This window comes from Cyclobacterium xiamenense, assembly GCF_042140265.1.
GTDB lineage: Bacteria > Bacteroidota > Bacteroidia > Cytophagales > Cyclobacteriaceae > Cyclobacterium > Cyclobacterium xiamenense_A.
This window is the reverse complement of sequence record NZ_CP159481.1, coordinates 5,780,764-5,806,256: the sequence shown is the minus strand read 5'-3', so window position 1 is coordinate 5,806,256 and position 25,493 is coordinate 5,780,764. Positions and strand designations below refer to the sequence as shown.

The 25,493-nt window shown below is 49.5% G+C and carries 23 protein-coding genes; 4 read left to right on the top strand and 19 right to left on the bottom strand.

Annotated features, from left to right (window positions below):
* Positions 1-42: 42 nt before the first annotated feature.
* From ABWH99_RS23815 to ABWH99_RS23800, 4 genes are read right to left on the bottom strand one after another with little or no spacing between them, the layout of a single operon-like run.
* A complete protein-coding gene (locus ABWH99_RS23815) occupies positions 43-2,004 on the bottom strand; it encodes a DUF1565 domain-containing protein (RefSeq protein ID WP_375584263.1) in 1,962 nt (653 codons plus the stop codon).
* 2 nt (positions 2,005-2,006) lie between these two features.
* Complete coding sequence (locus ABWH99_RS23810; RefSeq protein WP_375584262.1) at positions 2,007-3,884, bottom strand: hypothetical protein; 1,878 nt, start codon at positions 3,882-3,884, stop codon at positions 2,007-2,009.
* A 2-nt stretch (positions 3,885-3,886) separates the two neighbouring features.
* A complete protein-coding gene (locus ABWH99_RS23805; protein ID WP_375584261.1) occupies positions 3,887-4,321 on the bottom strand; it encodes a hypothetical protein in 435 nt (144 codons plus the stop codon).
* A gap of 55 nt (positions 4,322-4,376) precedes the next feature.
* A complete protein-coding gene (locus ABWH99_RS23800; RefSeq protein WP_375584260.1) occupies positions 4,377-4,904 on the bottom strand; it encodes a hypothetical protein in 528 nt (175 codons plus the stop codon).
* A gap of 950 nt (positions 4,905-5,854) precedes the next feature.
* On the opposite strand from ABWH99_RS23800, the gene ABWH99_RS23795 reads away from it, so the two are divergent.
* Positions 5,855-7,306, top strand: coding sequence for an ATP-dependent endonuclease (locus ABWH99_RS23795; protein ID WP_375584259.1), 1,452 nt, complete (start codon positions 5,855-5,857; stop codon positions 7,304-7,306).
* A 17-nt stretch (positions 7,307-7,323) separates the two neighbouring features.
* Positions 7,324-12,204, top strand: coding sequence for a DEAD/DEAH box helicase (locus ABWH99_RS23790; protein ID WP_375584258.1), 4,881 nt, complete (start codon positions 7,324-7,326; stop codon positions 12,202-12,204).
* Positions 12,205-12,218: 14 nt separating this feature from the next.
* Here the strand turns inward: ABWH99_RS23790 and ABWH99_RS23785 are convergent, their stop codons facing one another.
* The 14 genes from ABWH99_RS23785 to ABWH99_RS23720 all read right to left on the bottom strand — a co-directional run bounded on the left by ABWH99_RS23785 (position 12,219) and on the right by ABWH99_RS23720 (position 18,932).
* Positions 12,219-12,452 carry a hypothetical protein gene (locus ABWH99_RS23785; protein WP_375584257.1) on the bottom strand — a complete coding sequence of 78 codons (234 nt, stop codon included), beginning with the start codon at positions 12,450-12,452 and terminating at the stop codon, positions 12,219-12,221.
* On the bottom strand, positions 12,449-12,685 hold the full coding sequence (locus tag ABWH99_RS23780; RefSeq protein ID WP_375584256.1) for a hypothetical protein: 237 nt from the start codon (positions 12,683-12,685) through the stop codon (positions 12,449-12,451). The genes ABWH99_RS23785 and ABWH99_RS23780 overlap by 4 nt, the downstream gene beginning before the upstream one ends.
* Positions 12,686-12,687: 2 nt before the next feature.
* Complete coding sequence (locus ABWH99_RS23775; protein ID WP_375584255.1) at positions 12,688-13,080, bottom strand: hypothetical protein; 393 nt, start codon at positions 13,078-13,080, stop codon at positions 12,688-12,690.
* 24 nt (positions 13,081-13,104) lie between these two features.
* Positions 13,105-13,302: a hypothetical protein gene (locus ABWH99_RS23770; RefSeq protein WP_375584254.1), complete on the bottom strand. Its 198-nt coding sequence runs from the start codon at positions 13,300-13,302 to the stop codon at positions 13,105-13,107.
* A complete protein-coding gene (locus tag ABWH99_RS23765) occupies positions 13,295-13,594 on the bottom strand; it encodes a hypothetical protein (RefSeq protein ID WP_375584253.1) in 300 nt (99 codons plus the stop codon). Before ABWH99_RS23765 ends, ABWH99_RS23770 begins: the two co-directional genes overlap by 8 nt.
* Positions 13,587-13,814, bottom strand: a complete 228-nt coding sequence (locus ABWH99_RS23760) for a hypothetical protein (RefSeq protein ID WP_375584252.1) — start codon at positions 13,812-13,814, stop codon at positions 13,587-13,589. The genes ABWH99_RS23765 and ABWH99_RS23760 overlap by 8 nt, the downstream gene beginning before the upstream one ends.
* Before the next feature lie 62 nt (positions 13,815-13,876).
* Positions 13,877-14,095 (bottom strand): hypothetical protein, encoded by a 219-nt coding sequence (locus tag ABWH99_RS23755; RefSeq protein WP_375584251.1) that lies wholly within the window; start codon positions 14,093-14,095, stop codon positions 13,877-13,879.
* Entirely contained in the window at positions 14,092-14,319 is a 228-nt protein-coding gene (locus tag ABWH99_RS23750; RefSeq protein ID WP_375584250.1) for a hypothetical protein, read from the bottom strand. The genes ABWH99_RS23755 and ABWH99_RS23750 overlap by 4 nt, the downstream gene beginning before the upstream one ends.
* 5 nt (positions 14,320-14,324) lie before the next feature.
* Positions 14,325-17,210, bottom strand: coding sequence for a hypothetical protein (locus ABWH99_RS23745; RefSeq protein ID WP_375584249.1), 2,886 nt, complete (start codon positions 17,208-17,210; stop codon positions 14,325-14,327).
* A complete protein-coding gene (locus ABWH99_RS23740; RefSeq protein WP_375584248.1) occupies positions 17,210-17,557 on the bottom strand; it encodes a hypothetical protein in 348 nt (115 codons plus the stop codon). The genes ABWH99_RS23745 and ABWH99_RS23740 overlap by 1 nt, the downstream gene beginning before the upstream one ends.
* A gap of 8 nt (positions 17,558-17,565) precedes the next feature.
* Positions 17,566-17,796, bottom strand: a complete 231-nt coding sequence (locus ABWH99_RS23735; protein WP_375584247.1) for a hypothetical protein — start codon at positions 17,794-17,796, stop codon at positions 17,566-17,568.
* Positions 17,774-18,010: a hypothetical protein gene (locus tag ABWH99_RS23730; protein ID WP_375584246.1), complete on the bottom strand. Its 237-nt coding sequence runs from the start codon at positions 18,008-18,010 to the stop codon at positions 17,774-17,776. The genes ABWH99_RS23735 and ABWH99_RS23730 overlap by 23 nt, the downstream gene beginning before the upstream one ends.
* Before the next feature lie 84 nt (positions 18,011-18,094).
* On the bottom strand, positions 18,095-18,688 hold the full coding sequence (locus ABWH99_RS23725; RefSeq protein WP_375584245.1) for a response regulator transcription factor: 594 nt from the start codon (positions 18,686-18,688) through the stop codon (positions 18,095-18,097).
* Positions 18,678-18,932: a hypothetical protein gene (locus tag ABWH99_RS23720; protein ID WP_375584244.1), complete on the bottom strand. Its 255-nt coding sequence runs from the start codon at positions 18,930-18,932 to the stop codon at positions 18,678-18,680. Before ABWH99_RS23720 ends, ABWH99_RS23725 begins: the two co-directional genes overlap by 11 nt.
* 107 nt (positions 18,933-19,039) lie before the next feature.
* Between ABWH99_RS23720 and ABWH99_RS23715 the strand changes: the two genes are divergently transcribed.
* On the top strand, positions 19,040-19,411 hold the full coding sequence (locus ABWH99_RS23715) for a hypothetical protein (protein WP_375584243.1): 372 nt from the start codon (positions 19,040-19,042) through the stop codon (positions 19,409-19,411).
* Positions 19,412-20,077: 666 nt separating this feature from the next.
* The gene (locus tag ABWH99_RS23710) at positions 20,078-20,917 is read left to right on the top strand and encodes an ion transporter (RefSeq protein WP_375584242.1); all 840 of its coding nucleotides are present in this window, start codon (positions 20,078-20,080) and stop codon (positions 20,915-20,917) included.
* Between the two features lie 295 nt (positions 20,918-21,212).
* On the opposite strand, the gene ABWH99_RS23705 is transcribed toward ABWH99_RS23710, so the two are convergent.
* A complete protein-coding gene (locus tag ABWH99_RS23705) occupies positions 21,213-25,454 on the bottom strand; it encodes a malectin domain-containing carbohydrate-binding protein (protein ID WP_375584241.1) in 4,242 nt (1,413 codons plus the stop codon).
* Between the last annotated feature and the right edge of the window lie 39 nt (positions 25,455-25,493).

Sequence of the window (25,493 nt, the reverse complement as noted above, 5' to 3'; positions counted from 1 at the left end):
CTAGCCGAAATAAATGAGAATTATTGAATAGCCCCGACCCTGCTACGGAGCGGTTTCCACAAAGCGAAAGCCCCGTACGTAATTCACCGGATAGCCCGGCCCCGGGAAGTCGCCCACGCGGAAGAGCAGCACCGATTCGCTGGGATCCAGGATGACCTCCCCGGTGGCGTTCTCCACCTGGTCCCAGTCTTCGTACACCCCATCCAGTGAGAAGGCCTTGGGAACAGCGGTATCGTTCACAAAGAACACCGTGTCCGAGGGATCGTAGGGATCGGTCGTGCTGTTTGGATCAAAGCCGTAGTCTGTACGCCAGGCGGCCAGGTTGATCATATTGTCAAAGTTATTGGTCAGGTGTGCATTGATGGGGTTCGCATCGGCAGCGTCGATTTGGTTATTGTCGATCGTGCCGAAGTCAAAGGGTGCATCTCCGGCAAACACGCCGAGCACCCGCGCCTCGTACACGAGCTGCCCCGGAAGTGCTTTCAGGGTATTGAACTGCACGTCTATATTCCGAATCCGCCGGGTGGTGCTGACGCCCTGGGTGGTATCGTCTGCAAAACGGAATAGCACGTCGCAATCCTCGGCAATATTGTACCGGTACACCACCCCGTCATTGTTGTGGATGTAGTAGCCATACCCGCACTTCCTGGCGATGTTGTACCGGGTAATGTGCCAACGGCAGTTGTCATCGGTGTAGAATCCGCAGGTATCGTACCTGGGCGTACCGCCGATGCCGTCGATATTGCCCCGGCAGTCGTAGGCGATGTTGAATTCACAAATGACGTTGGTATCCGGGTTGGCAAAATTCCCAAAGGAGTAAAAGGCCGCTGCATCGCTGACCGTCCAGCCACATTTCTCCGCATAGTTGCGGGCTACGTAGCAGTTATTGCCCCGATAGGATACCCCGTTATTGCCGACCTGGAAAAAGAAATTGCCATCGATCAGGGCGTTGTGTTCGGTATTGTTGATATGCACGCCGTTTTGCTGCCCGGATCCGCTCTGTCCCAATCCTGGGATGGACGCAATACGAACAAAACTGCTACCGGTCACCGTCAGTCCCTCGCTGGCATCGCGGTTATTTACGCCGTGGTTGTTCGTATCGTACATGTAGCCATCGATCCAGCTGACATTTTCGGAGACGAAGGTTTTGAGTCCATCGATCCCCGCCAGGCGGGAAACGCAACCGGTAAAGCTGGCATGATGCGAAAACTCGAGAAAGATATTGTGCCTCGAACCTCCCTCAAAGATCAGGTTGTGAAAGGCATGGTACTCCGAACTCTCCAGGTGCAGCGCATGCTCATCCAGGCTGATGGCGATGTCCAGGGAATTTGGATCCGTGGTACTGTAGAAGTACACCGTATCCGTACCGGCTTCGTAGCACCAGTCGCCCTGGGCCGTCAGGCAGTTGATGTGGTTTTGCACAAAATAGCCGTTGCCCACTACGTAGTTGCTATCAAATCCGGCCACCGATAGAGTGGAGCTGGTCTGCCCCGTGATGGTGGCGCGGTCGATGGTCCACTTGCGTTTCTTACTGACCAGCTCGCCTCCCACAAAATTCGGGGCGGCTGCCAGGTTTGTATTGTCCGTAATGGAGGCATTTCCCGAAGCGGCATCGATGGGATAGTATTCGGCTACTTCCGATTTGGGCCAGCGAGCCAGGGGCTGATTGGTCCGGGCTACGGCTAAGACATTTACCTGGTCAAACAAGCCGTTTTGATACGACCAGATATTGCCTCCCTCGTCCGTCCAGGAGCCGGCCGGATCTACAAAGGCCGAGATGATCGGATCCGTTCCGATGCCGTAAGCCGCCCAGGTATAAGGGCTGCCCGCGCTACCGTCTTTGCCGCTGATGTGCAGGGCACTGTAGGTATAGCCTCGCGCCAGGTAGATGGTATCCCCCGGACTGGCTTCCAGGATGGCCTTTGCTATCGTAGCAAAGGGCTGCGCCTTGGAGCCTGTAAAGGTATCGTTACCGGAAGAAGGATTGACGTAGTATTCGTCCATGGTTACGCGTTCGTGCTCAGGATTCGGTTATTGGTGCCGTTTTCGCAGGCAGCCATGATCACAGCTTTGCCGTCTATGTACGTCCAGCCCATGGCCACGATGGTATTGGCCGTGGGTGCGGGGATCAGATCCTTGGTGCTTAGGTCTTTGGTACGGATGATGTATCCGGAGGCGCCAAACAGGTACAGCCAGTCGCCGATCACCGCCATTCCCTTCAGGTCGTTGCCAGAGGCATCCGCATCCAGCCGCCCTTCCCAGGTATCTCCCTGGTCACCGGAAACCACGATATGCGGCTTCAATCCGGTACCGGATCGCATCAAGACCAGGTGATTGTTAAAAAAACAACATCGGGTGAAAAATTCATTCGGGCTAACCGGTTTCGCCGTGAACGTTTCTGCCCCGTCTGTGCTTAGTTGGAATCGGTTGGTGCCGTTATTTGACACCATAAACACCAGTCCATTCGCGGCGGCGATGTCTTCCATGGCATTCGTCCCGTCCGTGGTAGCCATGGTCCAGCTCGCCCCATCGTCTTCCGACCAGGCGGCGACGTTGCCCGAGCCATCACCGGTACGCGCGCACAAGGCCCAGCGGCCCGCTGCTATGTAGACGATCCCCGTGATCTCGATGCTGGCTGGCAGCGTGATCGTATCGAAGCTGCCGCCCCCGTTGGTGGAGCGCCGGACATTATCCGGACCCCCGCCGCGGCCGCCTAGAATGATCGTTCCATGCGGTGCCACGTCCAGGGCATAATAGCTCAGAGAGCTGGTATCGCCACCCAAGAAAAATACCCGACCGTCCAGGCTGACGTGCAGTCGGTCATTACCCACATTGGAATTGCAGGCATAGAATACCCCGTTTCGCCCGACGATCCGGCGGATACTTCCATTAAAGGTATCCGCCGTCGCTGCCAAGGTGGTAAGAAAGCCCGGAGTCAGTGCTCCGCCCCTGGGATTGGCCTGCTCGTAGGCAAAGTGATCCCCGCTGCTGATGAACTTGGCCGAGTTCTCCGTGGGTTCCTCGTCCGTCTTGACGTACAAGGCCCCGGTCTGGGCATTTACGCCCAGTTGATTGCCATTAATGCCCGATCCCTGGATAGCCGTGTTGGGGAGTTTCTCCGCTTCCTCCGTGATGGAGCTAAGCTTGGTGACGATCTCCGCCGGGGTGTCCGGAGATCCTTGAAGGCTATCAATGAAATCTTGTTCCGATCCAGAATTTCCTTCATTGAGCCAGACCTGGTAAGCAGATAGTCCCTCATCGCCGGCATTGCCCTGATCACCTTTGTCTCCTTTTATGTCCAGAAGAAAGTCGGATTCCGATCCGGTGTTTCCCGCATTAAGCCAAACCTGATATGCAGATAGTCCGTCATCACCTGCATCTCCCTTTTCCCCTTTGTCTCCTTTAATATCCAGGAGAAAGTCCGATTCCGATCCAGTGTTTCCCGCATTAAGCCAAACCTGATAGGCAGATAATCCGTCATCACCAGCATCTCCCTGATCCCCATTGTCTCCTTTAATATCCAGGAGAAAGTCCGCCTCCGATCCAGAATTTCCTTCATTAAGCCATACCTGATAAGCGGATAGGCCGTCATCCCCGGCATCTCCCTGATCCCCTTTGTCTCCTTTCAGGCTATTGATAAAGTCCTGTTCGGTACCGCTATTGCCCAGGTCCAGCCAGGCCTGGTAGGCGGATGGGCCGGGATCGCCCGTATCCCCTTTGTCGCCTTTATCCCCTTTGGGCAGCGGGGAGTCTTTGTTCCATTTATTGAGGATGATGTCGTTAAACATGGCCGCGATCAGCTGTGGATCGATGCTGTTTTCCTCCGTTTTGCTGCCGATCGCATTGGCTTTGGCTACTAATTGACTATCACTAAACGCTGTCATGGCTAGGTAAATGGTGGTGTAAACTGCGGTGAAAAGATGCCCGTGCCTGTCCAATCCACGATCCGAAAGGGATAGGCCCAGAACCGGTGCGTAAACTGTATGTTCTTTTGCGTCAGGCTGTGGTCTTCTATAAAGCGGACCGGATGGTCCACCGAGCCGATAAGGATGGGCGGCTGTCCGTCGTTAAAGTCCAGGCGCACGATCACCGGATCCTGCACCAGGCGCCGCTCCTGAATCCAGGCGCGAAAGGTAGCCGTAAAGCTGCGCCCGGCTTTGCTGTACTCCTCGGCAATGGTCAGGCTGGGCGGCTTGCTGATCGGCAGCTCCTGCCAGGCCGCCGTCACTGCCAGGCCCCCGCTGGGGCTGTAGACCAGGCGCGTAACTTCCGAAAGGGAGGCGTAGCGTACGCGGCAGATATGGTTGATGGAGCGGATCATTGGCGGTTCGTGGTTTTTTCCCTGATTTCCCCGATTTTACGAAATAGTTTTTGGGTCAATTTACCAGGATGTTTTGCATGCCCGATTCGATTTTCTCGTGCCGATAATAGGCCTTTTTGCACAGGCTGCGGCAACGTACCTGCAGCAGGCGCAGCCCTTCCCGGTATTCCCTTTTCTTCAGGGTCTCGTTATCCTGTAGTAAGTTGGTCAGCTTTCGACTCACAATGAAGGACTCGATGATATCCTTCTGCATCATGCCCAGCTTGCGGCCCTTCAGGTAGAAGCGGTCAAAGTCGATATGAAAGAATACTTCTAACAGATCATTGATCCGGAGCCCGTCTTCCCGGGAAAAATACAGGTAGTAGTTGGGGGCATTTTTGAGGCCGTCCGATTTGGGCAGCAGCAGGCGCAGCGCCTGGGGATCCGCTTCCGGCTTGGTATGCGTATAGCGCACAAAGCTGCAGATGGCTTTGCCCAGGTCCGAGCTACGGTCGATACGATAGCGGCCCCTGGCATCCAGGGGGAAGAGGTACCGGAAATATTCCCGGAGCAGGTCTTTGGTGACGATCAACTGAATATCCATGTTGTTTTTTTCTTCAATTTAATGAATTCGCACATTCATCGCAACTATATCGCATAGTGAGAATGTATACTCGGACACTTTTCCCCTCAAAAAGTTTTGTAACTCTTTTTCCATGATTCCCAAGAATCGTGTAACTCTGTAACTTTGTATTTTTCATCCGGTAATCCCGTAAAAATCAACTTATTAAAAAGTTACTTTTCGGATATTCGGAACTGTGCCGGAGGCTTCCGGATTTTGTAACCCCAGCAGGGCAGGGGAGTGGTTACAAAACTGTTTGTAACCGAGCTGCTTTCGCTACGAAAAAAAATAGGGATTCGTAACTTACGTAACCGGCTGATTTATATACATTTTGAGGCGTATTATCGTAGAATTTCTTTCTTCGTTACAGAGTTACAAAAATTTCGTGTAACTTATGATTTAATGGATGCAGGAAAGAAGGCGTAAAGAGCCGGCCCGGAATGGCCAGGGGCGGAAGAAAAGGCAGCGGCGTCCCTCCCGGCCCGGATCAGCAGCGGTATTGTGGCAGTGTAGCTGCTGAATAGTAGCAGCAGTCAAGCAGGAGCTGAGCGGGCACTGGCCGGGAGAGACAGGGTTTAGGAGTACGATTGGATGGGGAACAAAAGAGTAGGTAAACAAGCATGTAACCAGCAACAAGATAAAGTGATTCTATCACGTGGAAACAAACAGGAGGAAGGGAATCTAGTAACAGCTTGATAAGAAATCTCTTCTTTTATTCTCTTAATAAATACTTATTTATTGCAGAATAAGGCACAATTCATTTGGTAAATGTAAGATTATTTCGATTTTTAGATTAAAGTCGAAAATAATAATATTTGGGATTTTGTTGATTAGACTTTAAAAATCAATATTGCTTAGGTCGATATCTATGATAACCCACCATTTTATGGTATAGAAAAACAGTTCCCTCGGGGTAATATTAGAAAAAAAATATGGCTGACATAAGAAAGACTCTCATTTCAAAATTTAAACCACAGAATGCCTACGGTAATTTTGGAGCATTTATCAAAAAAATTAGTATAAACGGCTTTAGGGGAATGGATAAACTCGATTTTGAAATTGAATTTCCTATTACCGCAATAAGCGGTACAAATGGTTCGGGGAAAAGTACTATAGGACAAATTGCGGCATGTGGATATCGAAAGCCCGCAACTGATAGAATTTATAAACGCCATTATGTTAAAGACTTCTTTCCAAAATCTGTTCATCTAGACCCAACTCCATTCACAGATAGTGCTAATATCATTTTCAACTATGCAACGAATACGCAACAAAGCCAAACCCTAACAATAGCGAGAAAAAATGTTGAATGGTCAGGCTATAAAAGACAACCTGAGAGACATTCCTTTTATGTAGGCTTTGCTGCATACATCCCAAAAATTGAGAGGAGAGGAATCAGTATCTATAATTCAAAGCATTTAGTCCTAACCAAAATCAGAGAAGTAGATGATTCCATTAAACAAAAAGTTGCCCGTATTTTAAACTCGTATTACGATAAAATTTACTTTCAAGGTATTTCTGCCAAAGAAAAATCTAATGAAATTGGGGTAGTTTCTAGATATGGATACTCATATTCTGAAAATAACATGGGCTTTGGCGAGGGCCGACTCCTATACGTCGTTGATTTATTAGAAAATGAGCCTGATAATAGTCTTTTTATCCTTGAGGAACCTGAAACGTCTTTGCATGGAGATGCCCAATATCAATTTGTCAAGTATCTAATGGACGTGGTTAGTAGGAAGGGTCATCAAATTATTTTTTCTACCCATAGTTCAACAATGCTTGAAGCTCTTCCTCCTGAGGGCAGAAAATTTTTAATTCGAGACAAAAATGGAGTTAAAATCTTGAACCGGATAAGTGCATACCGTGCACGTTCGATACTAGCTAATGGATTTGAGAAGGCTATATCAATTTGTGTCGAGGATGTTTTTGCAAAATCTCTGCTTTCTGAAATAATCCGTACGAACTCCGATTTAGAATTGAAGTCGATTCAAATTGCACCAATTGGAGATAAGTTAGCTGTAGCTACAATGGTGAAGCAAATGAATGCTATGGGTATCCGCACTATAGGAATAAGGGACGCAGATGTGGGAAAAGACGATTCGAAGATGTTATACTCTTTTCCGGGATCACTTCCTCCGGAAAAAGAAGTTTTTTTAGACAAACAAGTTATAGTTGATTTAAATAATAAATATAGTTTTGATGTAGAAGAGATATTTAAGCTGACACCAGATTTAAACCATCATGATTATTCGAAAGAGCTAGCCAAAGAAGCATCTACTACAAAAGAAATTATTGAGATAGATGGAATTAGATCCTATTTAGAAAGCAGATCAAATGGTTATTTTGATGACCTAATTAAATCTATTAAAGATAATTTATAATAAAGTATCTCGGAAAAATGACCTTCCAAAAAATACTAGATAAATACAGAAAAATTGCTTTTTCGGAAAGAGACAAGGGCGAACGATTTGAGCGGTTGATGCAGGCCTATTTAAAAACAGATCCGAAATATGCCTTCAAGTTCAAAAATGTGTGGATGTGGAATGAGTTTCCAGGAAAGATCGAACTCGGTGGCGGGGATACAGGGATTGACCTGGTTGCTCTGACCCATGAAGGTGATTATTGGGCGATTCAGTGTAAATGTTTTCAGGAAAGCGCAATCATCGACAAACCTGCAGTTGACAGCTTTTTGTCCACATCCAGCCGGGAATTTAAAAATGAACAGCTCCAGACCACCCGGTTTGCTCAACGGCTTTGGATTTCCACCACGAATAGGTGGGGAAGTAACGCCGAACAGGCCATTCGAAACCAAAATCCTCCCGTGGCCAGAATCAATTTATTTGATTTGGTTGAATCACCCGTCGATTGGGAAAAACTCGAAAGCGGAGTACACGGGGAAGCTGCCCGGACACCCAAAAAAACACTTCGCCCGCATCAAAAGGAAGCGCTGGAAAAGGCACACGAGCATTTTAAAACGCATGACCGGGGTAAACTCATCATGGCCTGTGGTACAGGTAAGACCTTCAACGCGCTTCGAATTGCCGAAAAAGAAACAGACGGAAGAGGTTTAATTCTCTTTCTTGTTCCCTCTATCGCCCTACTCGGACAAACGCTGCGTGAGTGGAGTGCTGACGCGAATGAACCGATTAATCCTATCGCTATATGCTCAGACCCTGACATCACCCGGCAACGAACCAGAAAGGACGATTCGGATTCGTTCAGTGTTGTGGACCTGGCATTTCCTGCCTCTACCGACTCCAGCTATATCCTAAACCAATTTGAGCAAATACGACAATCGGGGAAACCGGGTATGACCGTTGTTTTCTCTACCTACCAATCCATTGAAGTGATTGCACGAGCCCAGAAAGTATTGCTTAAAAACGGGTTCCCTGAATTTGATCTTATCATTTGCGATGAGGCACACCGGACTACCGGGGTATCCCTGGCAGGGGAAGATGAATCGGCATTTACGAGGGTACATGATGCCGATTTTATCAAGGCAAAGAGACGCTTGTATATGACCGCCACCCCTCGGCTTTACGACGACAATACCAAAAGCAAAGCCGCCCAGGCAGAAGCCATTTTATGCTCCATGGATGATTCGGCCTTGTATGGGGAAGAAATATATCGGATTGGGTTTGGTGAAGCCGTAGAAAGGGGCTTGCTGACTGATTATAAGGTACTGATCCTTACACTGAATGATAAGGATGTCCCGCCTGCTGTTCAGCGCATGATTGCCGACAAGGAAACGGAAATCACCACGGATGACGCATCCAAACTGATCGGTTGCATCAATGCGCTCAGCAAACAATTTTTGGGTGATGATGGCAGTACCCGGGAAGCGGATCCGGAACCTATGAAACGTGCAGTTGCTTTCTGTGCCAATATTGCCACTTCTAAAAAAATCACGGCTACCTACAATACCGCCACAGATGCCTACTTAGGTTCGTTACCTGCCGATAAAAAGGAAAAAATGGTAAGCGTAGCCTCCAAACACATGGATGGTACCATGGCCGCCCCGGAGCGGGACCAAATGCTCGCCTGGCTTAAAGAAGACACCGAAGCTAATGAATGCCGCATCATTACCAATGTACGGGTGCTCAGTGAAGGGGTGGATGTACCCGGATTGGATTCTGTATTGTTTCTTTCTGCAAGAAACTCCCAGGTGGATGTCGTACAATCGGTTGGACGCGTGATGCGCAGGGCTCCCGGGAAAAAATACGGGTACATTGTCATTCCTGTAGTAGTTCCTGCAGATGTGGAAGCCGACAAAGCACTGGATGACAACGAACGGTACAAGGTGGTTTGGACCGTGCTGAATGCACTTCGCGCGCATGATGATCGATTCAATGCGACGGTAAACAAGCTTGAACTTAACAAGAAGAAACCCAACAATATCCTGGTCGGACGGCCTGAATATTCCTTTGATGAAGAGGGAAATCCGTTTGCGTGGAATGAAGACGAAGAATCCATAGCGTCCTCGAAAGACATCAACCGGCAAATGGCCTTGCAATTTGAGCAATTGCAATCGGTGGTCTTTGCCCGCATGGTCCAGAAAGTGGGGGACCGCAGGTATTGGGAGCAGTGGGCTAAAGATGTGGCGATTATTGCCGACCGCCAAATCGAGCGTATCAAATACCTGATTGAAACAAAGACCGACCAACGCAAAGCCTTTGATAATTTCCTGGCCGGATTGCAGAAAAATATCAATCCGAGTATTTCAGAACCACAGGCCATTGATATGCTTGCCCAGCATATCATTACCAAACCGATTTTTGAAGCCTTGTTTGAGGGCTATTCCTTTGTAAAAAGCAATGCCGTTTCCACTGCCATGCAAAGAATGTTGGATTCCTTAGAAGGGAAATCCGTAGCTGAAGAATCTGAAACCCTGCAAAAGTTCTACGAATCGGTACGCAAACGGGCAGAGGGCATCGATAATGCCGAAGGCAAACAGCGCATCATCATTGAACTGTACGATAAGTTTTTTAAAACCGCTTTCCCGAAAATGGTGGAGCAATTGGGCATAGTTTATACGCCTGTGGAAGTGGTGGATTTCATTATCCACTCGGTAAATGATGTTTTGAAGAAGGAATTTGATAGAAGTATTTCCGATGAAAACATTCATGTACTCGACCCTTTTACCGGAACGGGAACCTTTATTACCCGATTGCTGCAAAGCGGATTGATAAATCAAAAAGACCTAGCCCGCAAATACCAACAGGAATTGCACGCGAATGAAATTGTACTACTGGCGTATTATATAGCCGCTGTAAATATTGAAAATGCCTATCATGACCAATTGGCCGAAGAATCGGAATACGAACCTTTTGAAGGTATCGTTTTGACAGACACGTTCCAATTGGGTGAAACAGACGAAAGCCAAAAGCTTTTCTCCGAGATGTTTCCAAAAAACTCGGCACGGGTAGAACGCCAAAAGAAAGCTCCGTTGCGCGTGATTATGGGCAATCCCCCTTATTCCATTGGACAAAAGTCTGCCAACGACAATGCGCAAAACCAGAAGTATGAAAATTTGGATGCACGAATTGCTGAAAGCTATGCCAAGCTATCTTCTGCCGGATTGAATAAATCGTTGTATGATGCTTACATAAAAGCATTTCGTTGGAGCACCGACCGTTTAGACCCCAAAAACGGTGGCGTTATTGCATTTGTAAGCAACGGAGCTTGGCTAGATGGAAACAGCACAGACGGCTTCCGAAAAGCCTTAGAAAACGAATTTTCCAGCATTTGGGTGTTTAATACGCGTGGGAACGCTCGAACACAAGGTGAATTAAGACGGAAAGAATCAGGAAACGTTTTTGGCAGTGGTTCTCGAACCCCCATTTCCATTACACTGTTGGTAAAAAACCCGCTTGCCCTGAGCGGAGTCGAAAGGAAAGCAACTATTCATTACCATGACATTGGAGACTACCTGAGCCGGGAAGAAAAATTGGCAATTGTGAACAAATTCAAATCGGTAGCCAATGGGACAATGAAATGGAAAACGCTCAAACCGAACGAACATGGTGATTGGCTCAATCAACGAAATGATGTGTTTGATACCTTCATTCCAATGGCTCCGGAAAAGAAGTTTGATTTAAAGGGGCAGTCGTTCTTCGTTGTGCAAGGTCCAGGAATATTGACAAGTAGAGATATTTGGGTCTATGGCTTTTCAAGAAATCAATTGGTTCAAAATGTGAGCGATCTAATCAGTTTCTATAATTCTCAGCGTAATGAGTTTGAAGCACAGCGAATCGTTAAGCCAGATTTAAAAATCGGTGATTTTATTAATTCTGACCCGACTAAAATAAGTTGGACAAGGGCATTGAAGAAGGACCTTGAAAAAAACAAGACACATATTTTTAACGAAACCGCAATAACGAAAGGTTATTACCGTCCTTTTTGTAAGCAGCAATTATACTATGAAAAGAGTTTGATTGAAAGCCCAGGGTTAAATAGAATATATTTCCCAAAGCCAAATACTGAAAACGTAATCATTTCTATACCAGGCGTTGGTAGTACGAAAGACTTTACCACCATTATTTCAAATTCTCCAACGGATTATCAGGTGCAATTCAATAATCAATGCTTCCCACTTTACTATTATGAAGAACGGGAAAAGAAAAGTCCCAGCTTATTTGATGCCACAGGAGAAAGTGAATATATCCGCAGGGATGGTGTTTCGGATTTTATTTTGGAGCGAGCAAAAAAGATCTATGGAAAAAACGTAGACAAGGAAGATATTTTCTACTATGTCTATGGCATATTGCACAGCCCGGATTACCGCAATGCCTTTGCCAATGATTTAAAGAAGATGCTGCCCCGTATTCCCCTTGTGGAAGATGTTCGGGATTTCTGGAAATTCAGTAAAGCCGGCCGGGCATTGGCCGACTTGCATATCAATTATGAAAATGTACCGCCTTATGACGGTGTAGAAGTTTCGGGAGATGGCTCAGGCTTTTTCAGGGTGGAAAAAATGCGGTTTCCCAAAAAAGGCCAAAAGGATACCATCCTTTACAATAGCAAGATTATCGTTTCCAACATCCCGGAGAAAGCTTATGACTATGTGGTCAATGGGAAATCTGCTATTGAGTGGATCATGGAACGCTACCAGGTAAAAATCGACAAAGCCAGCGGCATCAAAAACGATCCCAACGATTGGTCAGACGAAGTCGGCAATCCACGCTATATCCTGGATCTGCTTCTCAGCATTATTAATGTGAGCATGCAGACCGTGGAGATTGTGGAAGGGCTGCCGAAATTAGCATTTGAGAGCAATTAACCAAAGGTACAAGGTTACAGATTTTTTTTGTCGATTTTGCAGTTGGAAGCGAAGAAGCCCAACCAAAAGATATCGCTGGGTGTGATCAGGTGCTCTTTGGGCTCGATTTTGACCAGGGAGAATCCCTCGTGGTGTTGGATATCGCCGAGCCGATAGGTGCGCTGGCTGTGCTTCTCGTCAAATTCGCATTGCTTTCGGATCTGTTCCGCGGTCTCCCGGTTGGTGCAGATAGTGAAGTAGTTTTTCATGGTTTTTTTTGCGGTGGTGGTGGATTGCGCATTCTGGGAATATTGCCTTCTACCCGATCCGGTGGGAATTGGGGCCGATCGGGTCCGGGATCTGCTTCGGTTTCTTTCATCCGGTGTTGGAAGCGGGGAGAAAGGATCAGCAGTTCGATTTCCTTTAGCTCCAGGGGAGAGCAGGCGTTGAGAAACTGCTCAACGCCTACCTCCAGGGTGTAGACTTTATTGATTTTCGGCATAGCTATTTCTGGTTAAGGGATTTGGTCAGAATCGCATATGCGTAGCCCTTGCGCTCTCCGTGGCTGAATAGTTCGCCTTTGGTCGCAAGGAGTACCGAGATCGACTTTCCCTCTTCGGAAAACTGTTCGAGGAAAGCATGCGTCCAGGAACTGGCATTCAGACAGAAACCTTTGTCTTTTACTCTAAAGGGAATACCAAAATGACGACTGCTGTACTTGATCAGGTACCAGTCTTCCGGACGCTCCGGATCACGGGCCAGGTCCACGCGGGTATCTTTGGTAAGGCCCAGCTCTTCTGCAGCGGTTTTGGATAGGTTGATCAGCCCTGTTTTGGAAAACAGGATGGTGGGCTTGCCACGCTTTGCTTGTTTTAGGGGAATAAATTCTAAGTTCATGATTCGATGGGTTTTGGTGAATAGTTACTTGGTGCGGCGGCGGATCTGATGCCAGAGCCAGCCTTCGCGGATTTCGGGGGCGATGCCTTCCGGTGGATCGTTGCGAGCGATCTCCCGTACCAGGTACAGGATGGTGGAGAGTAGCACGCAGGTGGCCAGCAGGCAAAACAGCCAGAGGTACACGTAGAAAAAGGAGGGGGTATAGGCTACCTGCTCAGTCATGGCTCCTCCTTTTTCTGATAATCAGCTCGGCCTCGAGGGAGCGGAAGTCTACCGGTCCCAGGCCGGGAAAATGGAACCATTCGTAGGCGCGACCCGGAGCCCCGGCCGCATCCTCAAACTGGATCAGCAGCCGGTCGCCGTCCCGGCTGATCACCTCTGCAGCTGGCACCAGAGCCCTGATCCGGGCCGATGTGCAGGAGCTGGTGCAGGTGCCCAGCAGCAGCAGGATGCAAAAGAGTGAAAAGAAGGCATTGACCAGGCAGCCGTTGTAGGTGTTTCCGTACTTAGTCATTGCGCACCTCCTTTACCGGGATCATGACCAGTCGGCCCAGTTCGTATACTTCTACCTTCAGCATTCCTGCTTCGGGCATGTAGGTTTTGGTAAGGACATTCACCGGCTTGCAGCGGGGGAAGGTGCTTTCCCGAATGGATTTGATCTCTTCGATTAGCTCCTTTTGCAGCTTCCTGGGATTGCGGGTAAGGCTCCGGTCCAGGCTTTCGAAATCGTGCATCGATCCACTCGTGGTACTTGTTCTTAGGTGATACCTTGTAGGAATACTGGATAAAATACAGGTCAGTCACGGTGCCCCTCCTTTCCGTTTAGGTACTGTTCCAGGCGGATGTCCACCAGGGCTTCCATTTGCCGGGAGCTGTCCAGGCAGCTTTTTCGCAGGGACCAGAGCTTGGGCAGCTTTTTGGCTTTCGCTTCTTTCGTGAGCTCGAAGAAGCGGCGTTGTTCCTCGCGCATGTCTTTGACAGCGATCAGGAAACTGAGATCTACGGTTACGTTCATGATGTTTCAGCAATGTTTTCGTGTTCTTGAATAAATAATTTCCCTTTCTTGATCATCCGCAGCAGCCAGACTTTGTCGGTGCGCTCGGATACCACCCGGGTGATCAGCCCGGAGCTTCCCTCCAGGACCTGGAAATAGACCAGGCCCATTTTGCGGGATTTCTTTTGCTTGTCCATGAAGTCTTCCAGGGACATAGCGGGTCGGAGTTTGAGTAGAATTTCCATATCCATCAGAAGTTTGAAAAGGCGTCGGTTTGCCCACCGGGTACCAGCTTCTCGTTGCCGGGTGTGGTGGGAATCTTTTCTTCGCTTGCAGGCGGAGCAGGGGCCTGCGTAGTACGGATGTAGATCATCTCTACGGAGGTCGGATGGCCGTCCTCCTGGATCTTGCGGATGATGCGGCCGGAGCTGTTTTTGAATTCCTCCGGATCGAGCTCGTAGCCGTAGTACCGTGCCCAGGCGCGCAGGGCTTTGGTGAATTTCTGGGAGGTCCACTTGGTATTGGTACTGCGGATAAAGTCCTCCATGGCGTATTTTTTGACCACGTCGGCATTCATCCGGTCGCTGAAGTAGGTATCCGCCCATTCGTGGAAGGCCGTGCCCATTTCGCTGAGTAAATTGCGCTTCTCGACGTTTTCCATGGGTGGATCGATCTTGCCGTGGTTCAGGTAAAACCGGCAGCACTGGATCATGAAGTTGTAGAAGTCGTTCCAGTCGTCCTCGGTATAGTCCGGCCCCAGGATGTTCTTGCCGAACTCCTCCCGGGGATTGCGGCTCTCCCGGAAGTAGCCGTCTTTGTTTTCGTGGTAGTAGTCCGAAAAGACACAGTACAGCACCCGCCGCAGCACGGAACTGTCGATATTGCGCAGGGGGAAATTGGAGCTGAAGGCAAACTTGGGCGACTCCTCGTAGGGGATTTCGTAGGACTTGTTGTTTTTGGGATTCACGATCATATTGCCCGTGATATCGGAGAAAAACACGTCGAACTTCAGGTACTGATTGGCATCGTCCACCAGGATGTAGTCCGTGTGGATGGTCACCCGGTCGTACATGTGCGGGTTTTCGGTCATCTTGGGATCCCTTCCCCGGAGCGTGACCGACTTCATAAACCGGCTGACCGCGCCCATGGCGATGGACTTGCCCGATCCCCCGTGGCTTTCGCCCTCGTCACTGATCCGGTGGTCCATGGTCCAGATGGCCCAGGGCCGGGAAGGGTCCTTGTACCGGTGCAGCAGGTAGCCCAGGACGTAGATCTTATTGACCAGCTGGTGCATCTGCTCCCGGATCTCCTCTGCAGAGAGGTTGGCCCCGGCGATATCGAACAGGTGCTTTTTCTTGTAGGCCGCCTGCTCCTCCGGGCTGAGGGCGTCCAGGTTGTCCTCGAGCTCCGTGCGCCAGTGGGTGCGGCTGGTATTGATGAGGAAGTTCAGGAAGATATTGTCCTTTTTCAGGATATCGATGTGCCAGTCGCCATCCTCGTTTTTGCTGATCTGGAAATGAGGCTCCTGCTCCTGGTACCGGTGCTTGATCACCTCGTCCTCCCAGACATAGCGCTTGATCTCCCCCAGCTTGTGCACCCGAATGCCGGACTTGCTGACTTCCACGGTTTTGTTTTCGAAAAAGAAAAACTGCCGGTCCCGGTCGAAGTCCGAAAAGTCCACCTCCGTCATGGGCAGGTTGGACATGGAGGCTTCCTTGAGCTGGGTGCTGCGAAAGAATACATCCCGCAGGTCTTCGTCCACGTATTGCTCTTCCAGGAAGCGGTGCACGTGGGTTTTGACCTCGTTTACCTCAATCTCCCGGACGATGTTGTCTTTGATCTGGATGTAGATAAAACCCTGCTTTTCGTTTTTGTTCTGCAGGCGGTAGAAGCCGTTTTTGGTGAGGAAATTGTAAAGGCGGGTGTTCTTTACTTCAAACTTCGATCGCCAGTTGCCGGCCTTGTCTTCGTAGTAAATCTCATCCCAAAAGCGGTACGGCAGGGCCGTTTTGACCAGCTGCTTGAAATCGTAGTAGGTATGGTACTTCAGGTAGTCGCGTACGTCCTTGGAGGGATTGCCCCGTTTGTCCGGACGCTCCCGCAGCTCGGCCGGTAGTACGATGTTGTACAGGTCCAGGTGCTCCATGGCCAGGCGATGCGCTTCCCTCAGGCCGGTATGATCGATGTCCGGCATGTTCATCACCTTGTCTGCCAGCTTTGCCAGAGTCTTGAATTGCCTGTCGGAGAGCTTGGCCGTTTCGCTATTGGGCCAAACTACCTGGTAACCGATCATGGCCAGGTTCATGCCGTCCGACCCGCCGCTGCAGTAGACGATCTCAGGCAGTTTCTTTTTCTTTTTGGAGCGGACCTCGCCGGTCTCCTCATCGATGTCCTCCCCTTCCTGCAGGGATTCGAAAGCCAGGTGGCACTCCGCCAGGCCGTGCAAAAAATCCTTGTCACGCTTGCCGTAGTACATAAAGCGCCGGCCTTTATCCGGACTGAGGGGCTGGTAGATCTTCTTGAAAGAGCCTTCGTCCCACATAAAAATCGGGTACCGGTCGGTGGCCGCGATGGTGATTACCTTCCGGTTTTTCACAATCGAATAGCTCAGCAGGGAATGAAAGCGGTAGCGCGTGAAGATCCGCTCGATTTTCTCCCAATCGATTTGTTTTTGCCCCTGTTCGTCCTTTTTGTAGGGGATGGCCTTTTCCGCGAGGACGGTGGTCACATCCAGTTCCGTGAATCCCTCCCGTACCTCAAAGTACCATTCCCCCTCGTTCTCTTCGGGCCGGGCCTCCCGGGTGCTGATCTCCGGCTTCAGGATCTCCGGTGGCTCTTGTCCCTGGATGCCGTATCGGGAGGCCAGCAGCTCCAGGGCTTCCTTGAAGTCCAGTCCCTCCTCCTCCATGGCTACCAGGATGCCATTCTTTGGCTTCTGATCCCCGCCAAAGTCGGTCACCACCCAGTTGCCATCCGTGAGCTGCTTCAGCGTGGCAGAGGCGGTCTTTTCGCTGGCGCGCAGCTTGAACTTGGCGCCCTTGCGCTGCAGGGCTTTCTCTGCCTGGGGGTAGTAGTGCAGGATGATCTTGAGACCGCCATCGGTCCCGTCGAGTATCTTTTGCTGTTCGATGTACATTAAAAAAGCGTGAGTTCTTGCTGAAAACCGAGTTTAAGGAGTTGCCGGACGTAGTACCGGTCCGGCGGGGGGATCTCGTTCACCGAGCTGTAGGGCGTATGGATGCATCGCCTTTCCGTCTCGATGCGGTAGCCCATGCCGCGCAGCCTGCGGATAAGGTAGTACCGGCGTTGGTACATTCTATGCCGCCTACTGGCTGCGGTCATACTGGCGGGGAAAGAGTCCCCATTCCTCCCCGGCAGCGTCACGTACGCGGATGTACGCTCCTTTGCCCCGGTAGACGATCGGAAGGGCTTTGCCCTGGAGGTACTTTTCGAAATGGTCTGAGGTACAGGGGATGTTTTCATGGCGGACTTTAGGACTGATTTTCACTTTCTCGTAGGGCATGTTGCAGGACTTTGATTTTGACTTGATAGCGGTCCACTGCTTTGTGCAGCAGGTCGATTTCGTTTTCCAATTGTTCCAGCCTGGCGGGCTCTGCTCCCTGCTGGCGCAGGTGCACGAGTTGCTGCTGGCTTTCGCGAAGTTCCTGCCGGGCAAAGTCCAGCAGTTCCTCGTAGTCTCTAAGCGCGATTCGTGGGCTCATAGTCAAGGGCTTTATAGAGTTCGTCGGTTGGGATCTTTTGATCCATCACTTCGTACAGGTTGGTGCGGATGGCGATTTCCCTCCGGATCCAGTTGTGGGCATGCAGCCGGTTGGCCGGCTCGAAGATGCCCTTCAGTCCCTGGGCCTGTTCGGTCCAGTACTTCTTTTTGATCCGGGCGATGTTGTGGTCGAGTAGGAGTTTGAATGGGTTCATGGGGTAGTGTTTAAATTCCGGAACCGGTACCGGGCCGGTTCCGGAGGGTTGTCGCACAAACGAGGAATGAACTTTCCGGTAATGTCATATCAGGTTCTTTTCGAAAGCGAAGCGAACCAGTTCGGCTTTATTTTTATAGCCAGTTTTTTCTCTGAGGTTTTTCATGTAGACACCGACGGTGAGCACGGATATGCCCAGGGTGTCTGCGATCTCTTTGTCCAGCATTCCCTCGGGAATGAGTTTGAGCACGTCGATCTCCCGGCGGGTAAGAATGCCGTGGGGGGCGGCCAGCAATTCGCAGAGCCGCCCTTCGTACGGGCAGGATCCGCGCAGACTGCAGTCCACGTATTCGGTATCCTGCAGCCGTCCTTCGATCATATCGGGTTGATTGTCCAGCGCCGAGTACCGGCACTTGATGTACTGGACCATCATTTCCTCTTCGGTCACAAAATCAGCGTCCACCAGGGCCTGTACTGCCGCGGGGTGCTTTTGCATGTCATCGAGAATCGATTCTTTGAGCCAGGAAGGCCATTCAGCCGGAGGGAGCATTTGGGATTGCACGATTGCGAAAACGTTTTCGCCTTTTGCGAAGAATTCGACGTTTTGATCGACGATTCCAGCGGGTAATTTTCCCGAGACACAGGTCTTCATTTTTGAGATGAAAGCTTTATTTCTCATTTAGAATTGAATTTTGTCGCGTTTTTATCTCGTTAAGCGATTGCTGATAGTTTTCAATCACATCCAGCGCAGCCTGATGCACTTCCAGGTTATAGCGGTGTTCTTTTTCAGAAAAGAAGTAGGTAATGGTCCTTTTTGATACGTTTACCCGCTTTTCTATCTGGGAGAAGTAGCCGTAGGGCATCTTCTTTTTTAGCTTTTTCAACTCCTTTTTGGATAGCATACTGGTTTTTTGGTATTGCATGTTTTCTTAAAGTGCTATAACTATGCGGTAAATATGCGACATAATAGATAGTAATGCAATATTTTTCATCTCAAAATGAGAAAAAAATAATCCCCAACTTTGTTTATATGCAAAATCACAGGGGAGAAATACTCAGAAAAAAGCTAGACGAGTATGCCAAGGAGCATGCGGTCAGCATACTGGCGATTGCGAAGAAGGCTTCCTATCACCCATCCAGTGCCTACAGGCATTTTGAAAAGGATGACCTGAGCTTTGACATTATCCACAAATACGGCCGTGCAATAGGCCACGATTTTTCGAAGGAGTTTCCGGAGATGTTGACCGAATACGGGTTTTCACTAGAGGAGAAGGAAATCTATAGCAGTAGTGACCTGGCGAAATGCATCAAAGAGAAGGAGTTGTGGCAGAAGAAATACATTGAGTTATTGGAAGAGCACAACAAGCTTTTGCTGGGGAAACTCGATCAAAAAAACGGGTAATGTTCTACGAACGATATTTATCAATCTGAAAAACAGATAGTTACATGAAAAAATGTAGTACCGCTCCTGGTACAATTTTTGGCAAAATCGGCCAATACGTCGCGCAAACGGGGATTTTTGTTTCACAAAAATTCCAAACGCTATGCCTATACAGGTTATTAAGGCTACTTTTGGAAGTAGCGTTTCTCCTTTTTTTACCCTGGAATAGGAGGTCCTTCGCGCGCCGTAGCATGAGTATTGACGGAGTCAATGCTGAAAGACATGCTCCTGCTTACCCTCAGGTAATTATCAACTCAAAAAAGGCTACGATTTCTCCGAAGATTTTCTGGTCGGTAGAATTCTCTTTTTTCCAACACAAGCAAGTGACCTGGCATTGACCGGTACAGGGAGTTTCAGGGATTACATTGATTTGCTACTCCGTTTGTGTCGGATCCGACTTGCGGATTAAACGGATCCGTGCAGCGCTAGTTTCTCTTTGGGAGCAGATGACCGGACCAGACCTTCGCTTCTTTTGTTCCCGCCGAAAAACCGGTTTCTTGAAGCGAATCGGATGGATTTTTTCAATCAAAGCGCGGTGAGGGTTATATCGGATCGTTGATTTTGTAGAAAGTTGTCGCAAAATGCTTACTTTTCCCTTTGTTCAACGAATGTAAAAAAGGAAAAGCTATGAAAAGGCGTGTATACAAACTGTTGTCAGTTTCGAAGACTACCGGTGACCTAAGTTGGTACGTTGACGCATTCCTTGTTACGCTTATTCTACTAAATGTGGCAGCGGTAATTTTAGTCTCCATGGAGCCTATCCGGGTAAAGTTCAGAATGTATTTTTTGCTATTTGAATATTTCTCGATAGTCGTATTTACGATCGAGTACCTGCTCCGTATTTGGACGGCAAACCTGAATCCCCGCTACCAAAGGCCGATTATAGGGAATATCAACTATGCGCTTACCCCGCTTGCGATCTTTGATCTTCTGGCTGTTCTTCCATTTTTTCTTCCATTCTTTGGAATGGATTTACGTTTGTTACGATTTCTCAGAGTCTTTCGGATTTTTCGATTACTTAAAATTACACGGTACTTAGCAGCACTTGATCTGATCAATCGAGTCATAGTCAAGAAAAAGGAAGAATTTGTCGTTTCTTTTATTCTCACGGGTTTTCTTTTGATCGTTGCCTCTACCTTTATGTATTATGTGGAGAACAATGCGCAGCCGGACAAATTCTCCAGTATCCCGGAAACCATGTGGTGGGGTGTCATCACGTTGACTTCCGTAGGGTACGGAGATGTGTACCCAATTACTCCGTTGGGGCGGTTATTAGGTGGCATCATCGCCATCATCGGAATCGGTCTTTTTGCGTTGCCGGCAGGGATCTTTGCTGCGGGGTTTTCCAATGAAATAGCGCAAGTGAAGCAAAATAGCAGGACCTGCCCCAGCTGTGGACAAGCCATCGAAAAAAATTCGGATCAGGGATCAAAGCCGGGAATCGGTCGCGGCACAAACTACGAATAACGGATGTTGGATGGGCATTCAATGTCTTCGAATAAAGTTGCTGATCGGTCCGTTACAGCAATTATCTGCCTGATCAAAAAAAGGAACTCCCCGTAAATGGGAACGATTTTTCCCAGGATACCTGGAAGGAAAACCGGAGGCAATTGCCCGGAAACCTGCCCCCCGGAGCTACATTAGCGTAGGACTGTGTTTTTGCACGGTCGATTTCAAATTCGAATCGAGCCAGTTGCATACTTGCACAAAGGGAGGGGGCTTTCACCCCCTGCCTTATCCATGGAGTTTCATTTTCGCGTACTTAGTGAATGATTACGCGCACCACTCTGGATGCTTCCTTTTCACTCTCCATTCTTAAGTAGTAGGTGCCTGCACCTAAGCGGTATCCTGAAAGGTCAAACTTCAGGTGGTACCTGCCCTGTTCCAGATTTAGTCTGTCCAGGTGAGTAGAAACTCCCAGAGAATTGACCAGCGAAAATTGCCAAACCCCGGGCACTGTTGGTTCAAATTCCAGATTGAGCTCCCCTCTGGCTGGGTTTGGATACAGCTTACTGTCATTTATCGCGTCGTTGCTTTTTGGCGCTTTGAATACCTGCGGTTGGGCCCATTGGGATTCCGTAGCCATCCTGGCCGCCGAAGCAAGGGTGCCCTGCCGGTAGACCACGATGCCCGAGAGTTTGGCCCGGTCTTTTACCGAAATCATCTCAAGACTAAGGTATCCGTCCACTACTTGCACATCGGAAAGTCGTTGTTGATAGGCTCGGTTAGCCCCTCCGGAGATTTTGTACAGGTCAATGATGTCGCTTAGGGGTTCGTTTTCCAATTGGTACCGGAAGAGCCGGGCATTTTCCCGGTTCCAATGAATTTCTGCAAAATGAAGTTCCACTGTATACAATCCCTTTGCAGGCACCTTGATTTCGTAGGAAAAGTCTCCGTTTCGTTCAGACTGATACACCGTGTCCCGTTCGGTATTTGAAATGGGGGAAGTAGTAGAATAAATGCTACCCGTTGGATGGATCCGGTTAGCGTGCCACTGTTCCGCACCCAATTGTAAGGAATGCCCACCGGCGTTGATCCGGGATACCACGGTCAGCGGATGGACCGTAATGCTGAAGTCGGTATAGCCGGCCAACCCTTCCTGATCGGTCACTTTGAGGGCTACCCTGTAACTACCGGGCGATGGAAAGACTCCATTGATTTCACCGGTATCTTGATCCAGGCTTACGGATTCGGGGAGCCCTTCTGCATAATACTGGAGGATCGTTCCATCCGTCGGAGCATGTGCGTCCACCTGATAGCTCCATTTTTCCCCTTCAAACAGGGTCAGGTCTTCCGGTTGTGTAATTACCGGGGCCTTGGTATCCGGCGGAACCATTGCCAGGCGTAATCCGGCGAGTTTCGCCTCATTCACTTTGGGGACAAACTCCAAATCCAATGCCCCGTCTAAGATTTCAAAGGTCCCTCCTTGCTGCATGTAGGCACGATTTGGTTCTCCGATAAGCTTGATCAAATCGATATTTTCCAGTTTTTCCTGCCCGTTTTCCATCCGTACGTCAAATACCCTTTCTCCTTCTTTTTCCCAAAAGATTTCTGAAAAGTGAAGCTCCAGAAAATACCGTCCGGCTTTTGGAACCGGGATGCGGTAGCTGAATTCTCCATACCGCTCGGAATGGTGCAACTCGTCCCTTTCGGTGGCGCTTATGGGCTTGGATGCATCTGTATACGTTTTCCCGCCCTGGTAATACCGATCGGAGAGCCATTCCTCGCCCAGGTAGTAAAGCGCATCGCCTCCCGCATTGATCCGAATTTCTCGGGGAGTTTCCGTTTGAGCTTGTTTGAAAAGGGCAATACCCGAAATTTTAGCCCGGTCCTTCCGGCTAATCAGTTCCAGACTCAGGTGACCGTCGTTTACCTGAAGGTTTTCGATCCGTATCAGGCTGGCCTTTTTTAAACCGGTATCTTTGACCAAATCGATATTCGTTCGAAATGGGTTGTTTTCTACGTTGAGGTCAAACAAGCGTGCCCCGGATCGCTCCCAGTAAATTTCCGCAAAATGCAGTTCGAGCGTATAGGGTCCCGGTCCCGGGACTGGAATTTCATAGCTGAAAATACCGTTTCGTTCGCTTTGGTACACCGCATCGTTGTTAGTATTGGAAATGGGAACCCGGTTGCGGTAGGTGTTTCCGCCAGAAAAATGGGTATCGGCCAGCCATATGTCTTGTCCATACCGAATCGTGGGCCCTCCGGCATTGATCCGGAAGATAGTTTCCGGGGGCGTGGGCTCGTTTGATATGTCCGGAATTTGTGCAAGTCGGTAGACGTTTTCATCTTGGAATGCCGTGAAAGAACCTCCTGCCAGCAGATTTCCTCTCGAATAGATCGTCATCGTCTGAATTTCACCAGAAAATCGGTAGGCCATTTTGAAGGTAGGGTCCACACTTCCGTCTGGCATTAAACGGGTCAGTATGTTCGGTGGAGCGTATTTTCCCAGGGCCAGTAGAACCTTTCCGTCCGGTTGCAGCGTGAGGGGACCTAAGCGTTGACTGGCAGGTACTCCGGACTTAAACCCCGGGTCAAGCGAGCCGTCCGCGTTTAGGCGGACCAGAATGGATTCGGTGCCGGTGGTCCCGTCTAAGCCTGCCAGCAAGATTCTGCCGTCGTTTCGCACCAGGAGCCTTTCGGGACGAATGTGCAGCTGTTCGCTGGCCCTAAAGGAGGCATCCAGGCTGCCATCCGGATTCAGACGAGCGAGCCCATTGACCGGACTTCCGTTGACCGAAGTGAACGTTCCGGCCAGCACAACTTTGTTTCCGGGTGCCATTGCCATCGCAACAATTGCTCCATTAAATCCAGTCCCAATAGCTAAAGAGGGGTCTTTAGAGCCATCGTTGTTTAGCCGGATCAAACCAGGGACCGGTTCGCCGTTAAAAAACCGGGCAGCGACAAGCACCTTTCCGTCCTTTTGCCTAACCGCAGGGAGGCTGGCTCCGGCGCTGAATCCGGTTCCTGTATGAAATCCACTATCCGGCCTGCCGTCAGCAAGCAAGCGAATAATTCCTCCGGCGGCCGATTGATCGTAAGCGATGAAATTTCCTACGAGGAGGATTTTGCCATCTTCCTGGGGAAGGAGCGTGAGGCTTGGTTGGTAAAACGAAAAGTCCAGGCCCTCCCCCGCATCAAAGGTGTTATCCAATCGGCCATCGGGATGTATGCGGGCAAGGCCATTGGCCGTGCTGCCGTTATACTGACTGAATTCTCCGGCAACCAGGAGCTTTCCATCCGGCTGAAAGGTCAGGGAATGAACCTCCCGGTTAAATTCCGGCAGGGGATTATAGCTTCGGTCCAAGGATCCGTCTTTCAAAAAACGAAAAATAACGGTTTGTTCGTTCCTGATTCCGCTTACCAGTAACCGGCCATCCGTCTGAACCGCCAGCAGGGTCCCCAAAGATTGCAATTCTTCCGCAGGAATATCTTTCGGATAGGTAAAACTCCCGTCTTGCCTGCCATCCGGTAATAGGCGTTGTAGTTGCCGCACCATGCTGCCATAAGGGCTTCTTGACGTATAGACCAAGTCGTCTTCATCTTCACCTTTCACAAAATAATGCGGGCGCAGGTCGCTAAAGCCGATTTCTTCGTCCGGGGAATAAAAGGATTCGTCTACCGCGCCACTTGGAAGCAAGCGCAATTGCGACACCATTCCTCGTAGGCTTTTCTGCATCAACCCGCTCAGCCAGATTTTTCCATTTTCTTCCAAAAGAATGGAGTATACGTCGAATTTATGCTGTATCGTTCCGTAGTCAGGATCTGAGTATTCTTGTCCAAAGGGCGCTGGTAGTTGAAAACTTGTATCCAGGGATCCATCCGGAAGCAGACGAAAAAAATCATTCCCGGAATTTACCAGGATCTTTCCGTCTTCTTGCAGGGCAAAAAAGCGGGTCCCGTTTTCCGAAATACCCTGCGCGTCAAACGAAGTATCCCGGGATCCATCCGTGTGCAGGCGAATCAGGGAAGGAACCGGCTCATCCTGGTAGGTGGTAAACCGACCGCATACCAGTAGTTTACCATCGGATTGCAGCAGAATCATTACTACCTCCCGATCAAACCCCGAACCGGTAGAAAAGGATAGGTCCCTGCTGCCATCCGGATTCAAGCGGATCAGGCCACGGGCTTCGCTGTTATTGTAGGTATCAAACCTCCCGCCAACCAGCAATTTGCTATCTGCCTGGACCTGTATGGATCTGACGTCAAAATCCTCTCCTCCCGTCGTTTGAAAGCCCGATCCTGTTTGGAAGGTTGGGTCTGCCAGCCCATCGGGCAGCAAGCGGATTAGTCCACGGGCAGGCTTTCCGTTGTAGGAAGCAAAATTACCAGCTACCAGGTGTTTGCCATCCTCCACCGGCTGAATATCGGTCAGGGAGCCACTAAAGCCCGTTCCGGCTGCTCTTTCCATGTAGTGAAAGGAAGGGTCAATTGGTAGGTCCTGGGCAAGCAGGGGAAAACCGGCGAAAAACAGGACAAGAAACAAATGCAGGGTAGTTTTCATGGTGCTTAGGGGTCAACGAAAATGAACTTCGGGAGCGGT